We start from the raw sequence: 12,825 nt of genomic DNA on the forward strand, positions 1-12,825 counted from the left end.
TTATGGCGAGGCGCATCAACACCGCTTAACGCCACCATGTTGAACACTGCCGGATGGCCAACGCATTGGTGTAATAGACACAGGATGATCTTTTTGAAGCCAAAACCGCAGTGCCCCATCGTGCCCGGTACTCCACAGGCAACTCTTATACGCTCGGAAGCGGCGTACCACATCATCGACCGGATGCTGGAAAGCATTATTGCGACCTGCACTAAAGATCACATGCAAAGGCGTCGTATGTTGGACAAACTGAACACCTGAACTTGTGCGGCTACCGTGATGTCCGGCGACCAATACGCTGAGCGGCACATCAATATCTTTTAGAAAACGCCGCTCTATATCACGGCTGACATCCCCGGTAATTAATAATTGATGCTCTCCCGCGCTGACTTCCAGCACGCAGGAGCGGTCATTGGCCGAGTAATCATTGGACCCGGCAGGCGGCCATAAAAACCGATACGTAATTCCATCGCGCTGCCACTGCTGGCCACGCTCGCACGGGGTGGCCGTTACCGGTAGAGCTTCACCTAGAGGCGCACGCCAGTGCGTGACTGCATGGCTCTCCAGTAGCGCGCCTATACCACCTGCATGGTCACTGTCGGCATGGCTAACAATCACCTCATCAAAACGCTGGCCTGGCGACCACAATGTTTGCAGAGGCATAAAGCCTGCCTGAAAACGTGGCCCAGTATCGTATAAAAGCCGGTACTGCTGGCTGCGTAGCTCGATAAGCTGACCTTGGCCCACATCATGCACCGTTACGCGCAACGTGCCTTTAGGTATTTGCTCCAACGGAAGCCACCAGGCAAGCGATACCACTAGGCACGTAGCCCCCACTTTCAACCAGGACACCACGCCAGGCAGACCCCAGCACAAAGCCAACAAAAGAAGAGCGCCGCTTAATGGGTACACTAGCGCATGATCAGGTTCCCACAGCGGCCATCGTTCTGACGTAACGGTCAGAAAAACGTAAAAAACCGACAGCGCTTGCTCAAACAACCACCACATGCCCATGCCCAGCCACGGCAGAGGTGAAAATATCCAGCCCAGCAGCGCCAACGGCACCATGATTGAACTTACCCAGGGCACGGCGATTATATTAATAATGGGCGCGCCCGGCGCCATACGTCCAAATGCGATCAGCACGGCGGCGGCCATTAGCGGGGCCAGTAACAGCTGGGAACGCAGCAACGCCCAGCACCAGCCTTTAACCCCTTTTGGACGCGTGCGCCCTTGCCAAATAATGATCAACCAGGCAACAGCCACAAACGATAGCCAGAGCCCAGGGCGCCATAAAGAGAGCGGATCAAGCAGCAGAATAATGGCAAGTGCCAGCCACCAGGCCTGCCAAGTGGCTGGGGAGTGTCGACCACTGAGCACCCACAGCCCTACCAGCGTCATGACCATGGCGCGCATGGCGGGCGGTTCCATACCGGCCAGATAGGCATAACCGATGGTGACCAGCGCGGCCACCCACCAGGGCCACACGCGCATTCGCCAGTTCAAAGGCGTTGTTAGCCGTGCGATGAGCTTTGCCAGCAATAGCGCAAACCCGGCCACCAGCCCCACATGCAAGCCTGAAATAACCACCAGATGCGTCGTTCCCGTGGCATTGAGTAGCGACCAGTCCTCCTGGGTTAGCTGGCTGCCCTCCCCCAGCGTTAAGGCTGCGAGCCAGCGGCGCGTTCGTTCACCGAGTGGCTGCCTCTCCAGCACATCAAGCGCCAGCTTTCGTACAGAAAACCCAGCCGTGGCCAATTGCGTCGGCGCTGGCTCCTGGCGTACATACCCCGTTGCATGAATGCCTTCTCGCCAGAGCCACTGTTCAAAATCAAACGTACCAGGGTTGGCAAATCCGCGAGGCGGGCGCAGGCGTAGCGTCATTCGCCACTGCTCTCCCGCATAGTAAGTCGGCGCGTTATACGCCGTTACACGGACCTTGTTAAGCGTATCGCAAGCGGGGTGATGAGTAGGTCCTTCACAGGTTTTTACCGCTAACAGTAACCGCTGTGCATCACCCAACGGGGTTACGCTCAGCACCCTTGCTTTTACAACGACATCTTCGCCGTTGAGACCTTCGGGCAAGCGACTGCCCCACTCCTGATGAATGCCAACCATTACCCAGCCACCCAGTAATAGCCAGAAAGCCGCCTTGGCGCGCCAGGCCATCAGTAGCAGCACGCCCAATAAGCTAACGCCAACAAAAGGGTTCATTGCCCCCGTTATACCGCTTAATCCCGCGATTACTGCCCCTAACAGTGCCGCTAGCGCTGCCGGTATCGCCATGCCAAACGGCATACGACTCTCCTTGGCTTAAGAACTTCATCTACTTGGCATAGCCGAAGCGCTACGCGATATGGATAATAGGGTGCACTAATAGGCAAGAGTACCTGACATGCCGCGCCGGTTCCTGCAGCGCTACATGCCCAGACCCGACACGCTACGGCGACAGCGGTCGCTACGCTTTATAGCACCGCTAATTGCCGACCCCGGGCTGTGGCTTTTAACTCGGCGAAGCGTTGCCAACGCCTTTAGCGTTGGCTTGTTTTGCGCCATGCTACCGATTCCATTTCAAATGGTAGTCGCTGCCGTGGGCGCTCGCCTAAGCCGTTGTAATTTAGCACTTTCGGTAGGCCTTGTCTGGATTACCAACCCACTCACCATGCCGCTGATTTTTTATTTTAACTATCGAATTGGCACATTTATGCTTGGAGCCCCGGTACGTGAAGCACCTACGCGTATTTCAACGCGCTGGATTGCCGAACAAATGCACGATATCGTACCGCCACTGATTGTTGGCTCATTTATTACGGCTATTGTGCTAGCAGTGGCCGCCAATATCGGCATTCGCCTTATTTGGCGCTGGCATGTCTCTCATAATTGGAAACGCCGCCGCCTAAATAGGCAGCGGCGTCGGGCATGTATCGAATCCGAGTTCGATGATTAAGGCATGCGAGGCTGCTCAACCAACTTGCCCGCGTCCAGTTTAAGCACCCTGTCCTGATGTGCAGCCAGCCCCACGTCATGCGTCACGATAACAAACGCACACGCACTCTCTTTGGCCAACTCATCCATCAGGGCTAGAATCGTGGCTGCCGTCGTTTGATCCAGGTTACCGGTAGGCTCATCCATTAGCACCAGGCTTGGGTCTGTTACCAAGGCACGCGCAATGGCGACCCGCTGGCGCTCACCACCGGAAAGCTCGCCAGGCTTATGATCAGCCCGCGCCTTCATCCCTACACGCTCAAGAATCTGCATAGCGCGTTTTTCAGCGGTTTTTTTCGACTGACCACGGATAATTAACGGTAACGCTGCATTCTCAACGGCGGTAAATTCTGCCAGCAAATGGTGAAACTGGTAAACAAACCCAATGTAGCGATTACGAAACGTCCCTAAGGCCGCTTCGTTTAAGTTGGAAAGTGGCTCACCAGCGATCACCACCCGACCATCGCTTGGGCGATCCAGACCGCCCAGCAAGTTTAAAAGCGTGGTTTTACCCGACCCAGAACTACCCACAATCGCCACCCGTTCGCCCGCACGAACGGAAAGTTCAAGCTTATCAAGCACGGTCAGGTCTTGTGGTCCTTCGCTATATACCCGCGTTAAACCTTGGCAATCCAACATAACAGGCGGCTCGTTCGCTCCCCCTGCTGCGGCTGGCGTAGCGTTGGACGGCGTGGAAGTTGACTGCATAGACGTTAACGGCCCAGTAGTAGACATGGAAGCATCCTTATTCATAGCGCAGAACATCCGCCGGTTGAACGCGAGCAGCGCGCCATGCTGGGTACAGCGTGGACAAAAACGTTAGACCGAAGGCCGCCAACACAATATTGCGCACGTCATCCCACCTAAGCTGGGACGGCAAATCGCTGATAAAGTAAACGCCTGCATCCAGAAACTTAATCCCAAAGGCCGCTTCAAACCAACCGATCAGATCAGATACTGTCAGCGCCAGCAGTATGCCCACAGCAACGCCAATCGCAATACCAATCAAACCAATGGCCATGCCTTGTACGATAAAGATGCCCATGATCGAGCGTGGCGTAGCACCAATGGTACGCAAAATAGCGATATCGGCACGCTTGTCGGTGACCACCATGACCAGAGTAGAAACAATATTGAACGCCGCAACGGCAATGATCACCGTTAGCAGCAGTGCAATCATGCGCTTTTCCATCTGAATGGCCTGGAAAAGGTTGCCATGCGAGTACGTCCAATCGGTGCCGCGGTAGCCTGGTCCCAGGTCGTTCACAATGGCCTGGGTCTCGCTGCCCGCAATAAACAGATCATCAAGCTCAAGGCGCAAACCACCTACCGCGTCGCCAAGGCGCGCGAGGGTTTTCATATCTTCGATATTGGCGTAAGCGAGATTGGCGTCCAAATCGGCGCCCACGCTGAAAATACCGCTAACGGTAAAGCGCTTTAACCGCGGGAAGACACCCGCTGGGGTGATAGAAGCTTCCGGCACCAGCAGCGTCACTCGATCGCCTACACCCACCCCCAGCTGACGAGCAAGCATAGAGCCAAGCACCACATTCCACTCATCTGGCACTAATTCAGCCAACGTGCCTTGGCGCATATGCTGACCAATAATCGAGACCTGGTCTTCCCAATCGGGATCAATACCGTTGACCATGGCTCCCTGGTTGCGGCCACCCGCGGAAAACATGCCCTGCTGCTCAACATACGGTGCAGCCCCCATCACGTGTTCACGCTGCGTCAATCGGTCTGCCAGCGCCTCCCACTCCACCAGGCCATCGGTTGCTTCAATTTTAGTGTGCGGCACCATTCCTAAAATACGGGTACGCAGCTCATGGTCAAAACCATTCATAACCGATAACACCAGGATGAGTACCGCCACACCCAGCATTAGGCCCAGCATCGATGTTAGTGAAATAAAAGAAATAAAGTGGTTCCGGCGTTTGGCGCGCACGTAGCGCAGCCCCACCAGAAAAGGCAAACGATCAAGCATGGCGTCATTCCTTATTAATAAGCGCTCATGGTACGGTTTTTTTAGCCATACTGCATGTGCAAACGGGCATTAGAGTAACAGACCCCAGGCCCGTTCCCTGAAACCACGTAACGCTTGCAAGTTCTTCGACGACGCCCTACATTGCGCCCATTTGCGCTGGCTAAATCGGTGAGCGCTTTACTTCAAATAACGTTACCAAGAGACTTCCTAACCTTGGCCAATATGACATATCGCTTGCTGCCGGAATGGCACCCCCAGGATGGTCTACAGCTGACCTGGCCACGCCCTGATGGCGATTGGGCATCGCTTCTATCGCGTATAGAAGCAACGCTTGAGCGCATCGTGCTGGCAACCGTTCGTTACCAGCAGGTAGTGATCAGCATGCCAGATCAAGCCACCTGTGACCGCGTACGCAAAACGTTCGATGCCTATGGTGTGCCTGCTCATAAGCTATTGCTGATCATAGCGCCTACCGATGATACCTGGGCGCGTGACCACGGCCCGATTAGCGTTGTTGATGATGAAGGCCAGCCGCTACTGTTGGATTACACCTTCACCGGCTGGGGCGGAAAATTCCCTGCCAGCAACGATAATCGGCTGACGCAGGCGTTAGCCGATGCAGGCGTCTGGGCATGCCCAGTGGCTTCACGCGATATGGTATTGGAAGGCGGGGCTATCGAAACCGATGGCGCGGGTACGCTGCTGACGACCGAAGCCTGCTTACTCAACCCTAATCGCAACCCGCATTTAACACGCCAGGACGTTGAAGCCTTGATAGGCGATGATTTCGGCGTCGACCGGGTGCTTTGGTTAACCAATGGGCATCTGGAAGGTGATGATACCGACAGCCACGTTGATACATTGGCGCGATTCTGTAATCCATCGACCATTGCTTATGTGCGCTGTGATGACCTACAAGACCCGCACTACACAGCCCTACACACCATGGAGCAAGAGTTAAAGGCATTTCGACAACGCAACGGCGAGCCCTACCAGCTTGTCCCGCTGCCTTGGCCACAAGCATGCTTTGACCCTGAAGACGGCCATCGGCTGCCAGCCACTTATGCCAACTTTTTGATTATTAATGAAGCAGTACTGGTGCCAACCTACGGCGACCCGGCTGATGCGTTAGCACTCAGTGCGCTGGCCGAAGCGTTCCCCAACCATGCGCTCATTCCCATTGAGTGCTCGAGCGTTATTCGTCAACATGGCAGCTTACACTGCCTGACCATGCAGTTGCCCAAGGGCACGCTCACCACCTCTTTTCATCAGTAAGGAGCCAGGATGTCTATCAAGGTAACCTCTGACCTAACGGTTGGCATAGTGCAACAGTTTGCCTGGCCCGATAAAGCGCAGAGCCTGGCAGCCAGTGAAGCGGGCATTCGTGATGCCGTAGAACGTGGCGCTCAGCTTGTCATGCTGCAAGAGCTGCATGCTACCCACTACTTCTGCCAGTATGAAGATCCGGCCCTGTTCGACCTGGCCGAACCGCTGGATGGCCCGACCGGACAGCACCTGGCCGCACTTGCTCGCGAATTGGATATCGTGCTGGTCGGCTCGCTGTTTGAGCGGCGCGCACCAGGGCTTTATCACAACACGGCGGTGGTATACGACCGAGATAAAGGCCGGGTGGGTCAGTATCGGAAAATGCACATCCCTGATGACCCAGGCTTTTATGAGAAGTTTTACTTCACCCCTGGTGACCACGATGCGAGCCGTGCAGAAGGCTTTACACCAATTGATACTTCGCTTGGCCGTTTGGGCGTGCTGGTGTGCTGGGATCAGTGGTACCCGGAAGCGGCTCGCCTGATGGCCTTGGCCGGAGCAGACTTGCTGCTCTACCCCACGGCGATTGGGTGGGATCCTAACGATGATATTGCGGAACAAACCCGCCAAAAAGATGCCTGGACGTTAATCCAGCGCTCGCATGGCGTCGCCAATGGCTTACCGGTGATTGTTGCCAACCGCGTGGGATTTGAAACCGACCATTCAGGCGTGGGCGATGGCATTCAGTTTTGGGGAGGCAGCTTTATTTGTGGGCCTCAGGGCGAGCTACTTGCCCATGCCGGTGAAGAAGCTGAACAACTGGTTGTGACCATTGATATGGCGCGCTGCGAAAATACTCGCCGTATCTGGCCTTACCTGCGTGATCGCCGTATCGATGCCTATAGCGATCTAACCCGCCGCTTTCGCGACTAGGCGTTATCGATCTATAGGCCAGTTTAACGTAGCGGTCTTTGACGGAAAACGCCTGCCAAAATCATCTGGCAGGCGTTTTTTCTAGTACCTATTTCTGCACGTACCGCAGCGCTGACTTACGCCATTACGTCAGCAGTAACAAACTTATCACTTCCAGAAATCGCGAATCGAGGCGATGCCTTGGGCGCCTACGGCGCGGGCGTGATTGGCATCAAAGCGTGTCATTCCACCCAGCGCAAAGACCGGCATTCCGGCACGCTCAACCAGTTGTTGAAAATCATGCCAGCCCATCGGCGCTACTTCCGGATGTGAAGGCGTAGTGCGAAGCGGTGACAGCGTCACAAAATCACACCCCAGCAGCGCCGCTTTGGAGAGCTGAGTTTGGTCATGTGTCGAGGCAGAGAGCCACTTTTGCTCGGCAATCGGACGTCGATCCAGCTGCATCAAGCGCTCGCTGGTTAAATGAATACCATCGGCATCCACATGTTCAAGCAGCGCAGGCTCGCCGTTGAGTAGAAGCTTGGCGCCATACTCATGACACATGCGCAAAGCGCGTTCAGCGCGCTTAAGATAAGCGGCTTCATCAAGCTGCTTGGCACGCAGCTGCACCAAGCGAATGTTGTCTTCTTTCAAGGCCCGCTCCAGGAGCGTATCAAAACGCGCCTCGTCAGCCTCTTCTTTTGTAATCAGATATTCAGTGGGCAGCATCACAGCACGCAGGATCGGCAGGTTGGCCGCCGGGAACGGATAATTAGCCAACTCCTCCATCGGCACCCAACGCACGGCTTGGCCTTCGCGACCAAAAGGCTCGCCAGCAAACTCATGAACCTGCCAAACATCTAACAAAATATGCTTGTCAGGATATTCGTGATGCACACGGATCAAGGGCTGCGCACGTACAATCTCAACACCAAGCTCTTCGTGCAGCTCGCGCTTAAGGCCCTCAAGTCCTGTTTCATAAGGCGCGAGTTTCCCACCCGGAAACTCCCACAAGCCACCCTGATCGACATTCGAGGGCCGACGTGCAATCAGCACTTGCTTCTGATCGGCACTAATGATGGCTGCTGCCGCAACATGAACTCGTCGTTTTACCATTACATTCATTACGTCTTTATCCACTGTGTGCGCACCGGCGGATCAGTGCCGGCGCTTACTCGCTGCGTGAGCCCTTTATGACTGCCAAACCCAGTCGGTGACTGGCTAACTAGCTACGATAGTCTGCGTTGATCGACACATAGTCATGGGAAAGATCAGAGGTCCATACGGTGGCACTCTCCTGACCGCGCCCTAAACTGATGCGAATCGTAATTTCGTCTTGCGCCATGACGGCACTGCCTGCGGCTTCCGTATACCCAGCCGCACGACCACCTTCTTCAACCAGGCGAACATCTGCCAGGTCAATGACAATGCGGTCCACGTCAAAATCAGCCACAGGCGCTCGCCCTACTGCGGCCAGAATACGCCCCCAGTTAGCATCAGAGGCGTAAAGCGCTGTTTTCACCAAGGGTGAGTGGGCGACGGTAAATGCGACATCCAGCGCTTCCTGACGACTTTCTGCGCCATCAACCTGGAGCGTCACAAACTTTGTCGCGCCCTCACCATCACGGATGATCGCCTGAGCCAAGCTCGTCATTACCTGCTGCAATGCATCACGGAAGACAGCGATATCCTCGTCGTCTTCAATCGCCGTTCCCGTACCTGTCGCTGCAAGCATGCACGCATCATTGGTTGAAGTGTCGCTATCCACGGTAATGCAGTTAAACGAGGTATCCACCGTCTCGCGTAACAAGCGATCCAGTAATGACTGTTCAATAGCAGCATCCGTGACGACAAAGCCCAACATGGTCGCCATGTTGGGTTTAATCATGCCTGAGCCTTTAGTGATGCCATTGATAGTAACTGACCCGTCACTAACCTTCACGGTAACGCTGGCACCTTTGGCTCGGGTGTCGGTGGTTAAAATCCCTTCACCGGCATGTTGCCACGCCTGACTATTGTCAGCACCTGACGCAAGCGCTGGCGTGATACCGGCTAAAAGGCGCTCCATGGGAAGTGGTTCACCTATAACCCCCGTTGAGAAAGGCAGTACCTGATGCTCGGCAACGCCAGCTTGCTCTGCTACCGCTTTACAGCTGGCGTAGGCATCATGAAGCCCCTGCTTGCCAGTGCCCGCATTCGCATTACCGGTATTAATTAGCCAGTAACACGGTGCTTGGCCCTGCTCGCGGCAACGCTCAATATGCGCCTTGGCAACCGACACCGGGGCAGCGCAGAAGGCATTTCGCGTGAACACACCAGACACGGTTGCCGAGGCGGGTAGCTCAATAACTACCATGTCACGACGACCCGGCTTTTTAATACCCGCCATTGCACTTCCCAAGCGCACCCCAGCCAAGGGGGGCATCACCGGAAAGGGACTATTTCCCACCGCCATGATCGTCTCCTCTACCTAAATCCAGACCGCTTCTGATTAGCTTAATTTGCCGCAGCACTGCTTGTACTTCTTACCTGAACCACACACACACGGGTCGTTTCGGCCAACTTTCGGCCCTTCGCGACGGACAGGGCGTGCGTCCTGTTCAGTGCTTTCTACATCACTGTTTTCACCGCTTAATCCGCTTTCACTGGAAGAAGCATCATCGTGACGATTCGCGGCCGCGGCTTTTTCGCGGGCCAGCTCTTCACGCCGCTTTTGCTCCAGCGCATCAACTTCTTCAGGCTGACGTACCTGAACATGGCTCAGAATACGGGTGACATCCGCTTTAATATTGGTCAGCAGGTGCTGGAACAATTCAAACGATTCACGCTTGTACTCTTGCTTGGGGTTCTTTTGTGCGTAGCCGCGTAAATGGATGCCCCGACGCAGGTGATCCATGGACTGCAAGTGCTCTTTCCAACGCGTATCCAGAACCTGAAGCATGACCTGCTTCTCAAAACGACGAATCAGGGTCGCGCCTGCGGCATCCACCTTGGCCGCATAAGCGTCACGGTGCATGTCTTGCAGACGCTCACGCAGCTTCTCTTCGCTAAAGCGCTCATCATCAGCGGCCCACTGGACCACCGGGGCATCCAGGTTGAATTCTGTCTTAAGGTGCATTTCAAGCCCAGCCAGATCCCACTGCTCGGCTAAACTCTGCGGCGGAACGAAGTCGTTAATAGTGTCTTCCATGACTTCTTCACGAATACCCACGACAGCTTCTGAAATGTCATCAGAGGCCAGAACCTCATTGCGCTGCTCGTAAATAACCCGGCGTTGGTCGTTTGCCACGTCATCATATTCAAGCAACTGCTTACGAATATCGAAGTTACGCCCTTCCACTTTTTTCTGGGCACGCTCAACGGCGTTAGATACCATTTTGTGCTCAATGGCTTCGCCGCGCTCCAGGCCCAATGCCTGCATGAGACGCTTAACGCGGTCAGAACCAAATAGCCGCATCAGACTATCTTCCAACGACAGGAAGAACCGCGTTGAACCTGGATCGCCCTGACGGCCAGAACGCCCACGCAACTGGTTATCAATGCGCCGAGACTCATGGCGTTCCGAACCAATAACGTGCAGGCCACCGGCTTCCAGCACACCATCGTGACGCTGCTTCCACTCGGCTTTTAATGCATCAATCTGCGCCTGACTTGGGTTTTGCAGCTTGGCAACGTCAGCCTCCCAGTTGCCCCCCAACATAATATCGGTACCTCGACCGGCCATGTTGGTGGCAATAGTGATCGCGCCAGGACGCCCTGCCTGAGCAATAATCTCAGCTTCACTCTGGTGCTGCTTGGCATTCAGGACATTGAACTTCAGCCCCGCTTCGCGCATTAAGTGCGCCAGGTACTCAGACGTCTCGATGGACGCCGTACCTACCAACACCGGGCGGCCTGCCTCTGTTTCGGCCTGAACGTCCTTAATAATCGCCTCGTACTTCTCCTCGGAGCTAAGGTAGACCAGGTCGTTAAGGTCTTTACGGGCTAACGGGCGATTGGTGGGAATGACGATAACATCAAGCCCATAAATCTGACGGAACTCAAAGGCTTCCGTATCAGCAGTGCCGGTCATGCCTGCCAGTTTTTCATACAAGCGGAAATAGTTCTGGAAGGTGGTGGATGCCAGCGTCTGGCTCTCGCGCTGAACGGTGACCCCTTCCTTGGCTTCAACAGCCTGGTGAAGCCCTTCCGACCAACGGCGGCCAGGCATCGTCCGTCCAGTATGCTCATCAACGATGACCACCTGGTCTTCCACTACGATGTAATCAACATCCTTATTGTAGAGATGCCGTGCCCGGAGCGCAGAATGCATGTGCTGAAGTAAATTCAGGTTTTGAGCGGCGTAAAGCGATTCACCCTCTTTAAGAAGGCCTTCCGCCTGCATCAGCTCTTCAACCCTGTTATGCCCCTGCTCGGTCAGCTCAACCTGCTTTTGCTTCTCCTCCAGCACAAAATCGCCGGTTGCAGGCTGGTCGTCATCTTCCGAGACCTCACCCTCTTCCAACTGCTGGGCAAGCTGATTAACGACGTTATAAAGATTGGTATTTTCATCCACCGCACCTGATATGATCAACGGCGTACGCGCCTCATCAATCAGGATAGAGTCCACCTCATCGACAATGGCATAGTGCAGGCCACGCTGCACCTTATCCTCCAAAGAGAACGCCATGTTGTCGCGCAGGTAGTCAAAGCCAAATTCGTTATTGGTACCGTAGGTAATATCACACCGATATGCATGGCGTTTCTCCTCCCCGGTTTGACCGGAAAAGATAACCCCAACAGAAAGCCCTAAAAACTCATACAGCGGGCGCATCCACTCGGCATCACGGCGGGCAAGGTAGTCATTGACGGTAACAACGTGTACGCCCTTTGCAGGCAGCGCATTGAGATAAACGGCCAGTGTTGCTACCAGCGTTTTACCTTCGCCGGTTTTCATTTCAGCAATACGACCACGGTGCAGGGTCATGCCCCCCACCATCTGTACATCAAAATGCCGCATACCCATGACGCGCTTGCTGGCCTCTCGCACAATCGCAAACGCAGAAGGCAACAAACTATCCAGCGCCTCGCCATTTTCCAGGCGCAAACGCAGCTCCGCTGTCTTACCTTGTAATTCAGCATCGCTTAATCCTTCAAGCTCAGCTTCGAGCACGTTCACACTGCGAACGTTTTTGTGCATGCGCTTTACTTCACGGTCGTTCTTGGAGCCAACAACCTTGCGTAACAAATTATTAATCATGAAATTTCCAAATCATCTTGAGCGAACCAATGGGTTTCGCCCTGTTCCGTATAAGGCAAGTAAAGTACGTTGTAGAAAACCGTGAGTTAAGCGGGCGGACCGCGCTGGGTAAGCACATCGTGTGCGGCTACCCGGCGCTTTATAAAGACATAAACAGGTAAAAAGTGGCGCTGCACCGCGATACGTTTAAATCGCTGCTGCCAACCGCGCAATGCGCGTCGCCTTTTGGCGATCCAATGCGATTGAGCACGTAAAATAGCCGGCACCCACAAACACACGCAGACGTTACGCTCAGCCCCCCGCATGGCATCAAAAGGCACTAAACTATTGGGCAACAAGCAGCTTACCAGGAGCCCCGCCAGCCACCAACGCGCCAAGCCATAGCGACGGTTACGTCGCGGCAAAGCAGAAAAGGTGTTAAGCGTGGAGGACATGC

10 protein-coding genes are annotated in these 12,825 nt (G+C 54.7%); 3 read left to right on the forward strand and 7 right to left on the reverse strand.

The annotated features are described in order from the left end of the window. Positions 1–15: 15 nt before the first annotated feature. Positions 16–2,298, reverse strand: a complete 2,283-nt coding sequence (locus ACT3T6_RS07225) for a DNA internalization-related competence protein ComEC/Rec2 (RefSeq protein ID WP_193053775.1) — start codon at positions 2,296–2,298, stop codon at positions 16–18. A 97-nt stretch (positions 2,299–2,395) separates the two neighbouring features. Between ACT3T6_RS07225 and ACT3T6_RS07230 the strand changes: the two genes are divergently transcribed. Beyond that, the gene (locus ACT3T6_RS07230; RefSeq protein ID WP_172116359.1) at positions 2,396–2,947 is read left to right on the forward strand and encodes a DUF2062 domain-containing protein; all 552 of its coding nucleotides are present in this window, start codon (positions 2,396–2,398) and stop codon (positions 2,945–2,947) included. On the opposite strand, the gene ACT3T6_RS07235 is transcribed toward ACT3T6_RS07230, so the two are convergent. Together ACT3T6_RS07235 and ACT3T6_RS07240 are read right to left on the reverse strand one after the other, a co-directional pair. Beyond that, positions 2,944–3,624: an ABC transporter ATP-binding protein gene (locus tag ACT3T6_RS07235; RefSeq protein ID WP_193053882.1), complete on the reverse strand. Its 681-nt coding sequence runs from the start codon at positions 3,622–3,624 to the stop codon at positions 2,944–2,946. The genes ACT3T6_RS07230 and ACT3T6_RS07235 overlap by 4 nt on opposite strands. A gap of 106 nt (positions 3,625–3,730) precedes the next feature. Further along, on the reverse strand, positions 3,731–4,972 hold the full coding sequence (locus ACT3T6_RS07240; RefSeq protein ID WP_193053776.1) for a lipoprotein-releasing ABC transporter permease subunit: 1,242 nt from the start codon (positions 4,970–4,972) through the stop codon (positions 3,731–3,733). 222 nt (positions 4,973–5,194) lie between these two features. Here ACT3T6_RS07240 and ACT3T6_RS07245 point away from each other — a divergent pair, with 222 nt between their 5' ends. Beyond that, positions 5,195–6,247, forward strand: coding sequence for an agmatine deiminase family protein (locus ACT3T6_RS07245; protein ID WP_193053883.1), 1,053 nt, complete (start codon positions 5,195–5,197; stop codon positions 6,245–6,247). 9 nt (positions 6,248–6,256) lie between these two features. Beyond that, positions 6,257–7,171, forward strand: a complete 915-nt coding sequence (locus tag ACT3T6_RS07250; protein ID WP_193053777.1) for a carbon-nitrogen hydrolase — start codon at positions 6,257–6,259, stop codon at positions 7,169–7,171. Between the two features lie 147 nt (positions 7,172–7,318). Here ACT3T6_RS07250 and ACT3T6_RS07255 read toward each other — a convergent pair whose 3' ends face one another. The 4 genes from ACT3T6_RS07255 to ACT3T6_RS07270 all read right to left on the reverse strand — a co-directional run bounded on the left by ACT3T6_RS07255 (position 7,319) and on the right by ACT3T6_RS07270 (position 12,823). Then, positions 7,319–8,266, reverse strand: coding sequence for a Nudix family hydrolase (locus ACT3T6_RS07255; protein ID WP_193053778.1), 948 nt, complete (start codon positions 8,264–8,266; stop codon positions 7,319–7,321). Between the two features lie 109 nt (positions 8,267–8,375). Beyond that, positions 8,376–9,605 (reverse strand): bifunctional glutamate N-acetyltransferase/amino-acid acetyltransferase ArgJ, encoded by a 1,230-nt coding sequence (gene argJ / locus ACT3T6_RS07260; RefSeq protein WP_193053779.1) that lies wholly within the window; start codon positions 9,603–9,605, stop codon positions 8,376–8,378. Between the two features lie 36 nt (positions 9,606–9,641). Next, entirely contained in the window at positions 9,642–12,389 is a 2,748-nt protein-coding gene (gene secA, locus ACT3T6_RS07265) for a preprotein translocase subunit SecA (protein ID WP_193053780.1), read from the reverse strand. A gap of 86 nt (positions 12,390–12,475) precedes the next feature. Then, positions 12,476–12,823, reverse strand: a complete 348-nt coding sequence (locus tag ACT3T6_RS07270; protein WP_172116353.1) for a hypothetical protein — start codon at positions 12,821–12,823, stop codon at positions 12,476–12,478. Positions 12,824–12,825 lie beyond the last annotated feature (2 nt).

Source organism: Halomonas sp. 72 (genome assembly GCF_052379785.1).
Taxonomy (GTDB): domain Bacteria; phylum Pseudomonadota; class Gammaproteobacteria; order Pseudomonadales; family Halomonadaceae; genus Vreelandella; species Vreelandella citrativorans.

Bases quoted from the DNA above. Each gene is read 5' to 3' on its own strand.
- ACT3T6_RS07225 (WP_193053775.1), bottom strand. From the start codon at position 2,298: ATGCCGTTTGGCATGGCGATACCGGCAGCGCTAGCGGCACTGTTAGGG.
- ACT3T6_RS07230 (WP_172116359.1), top strand. From the start codon at position 2,396: ATGCCGCGCCGGTTCCTGCAGCGCTACATGCCCAGACCCGACACGCTA.
- ACT3T6_RS07235 (WP_193053882.1), bottom strand. From the start codon at position 3,624: ATGTTGGATTGCCAAGGTTTAACGCGGGTATATAGCGAAGGACCACAA.
- ACT3T6_RS07240 (WP_193053776.1), bottom strand. From the start codon at position 4,972: ATGCTTGATCGTTTGCCTTTTCTGGTGGGGCTGCGCTACGTGCGCGCC.
- ACT3T6_RS07245 (WP_193053883.1), top strand. From the start codon at position 5,195: ATGACATATCGCTTGCTGCCGGAATGGCACCCCCAGGATGGTCTACAG.
- ACT3T6_RS07250 (WP_193053777.1), top strand. From the start codon at position 6,257: ATGTCTATCAAGGTAACCTCTGACCTAACGGTTGGCATAGTGCAACAG.
- ACT3T6_RS07255 (WP_193053778.1), bottom strand. From the start codon at position 8,266: ATGGTAAAACGACGAGTTCATGTTGCGGCAGCAGCCATCATTAGTGCC.
- argJ (WP_193053779.1), bottom strand. From the start codon at position 9,605: ATGGCGGTGGGAAATAGTCCCTTTCCGGTGATGCCCCCCTTGGCTGGG.
- secA (WP_193053780.1), bottom strand. From the start codon at position 12,389: ATGATTAATAATTTGTTACGCAAGGTTGTTGGCTCCAAGAACGACCGT.
- ACT3T6_RS07270 (WP_172116353.1), bottom strand. From the start codon at position 12,823: ATGTCCTCCACGCTTAACACCTTTTCTGCTTTGCCGCGACGTAACCGT.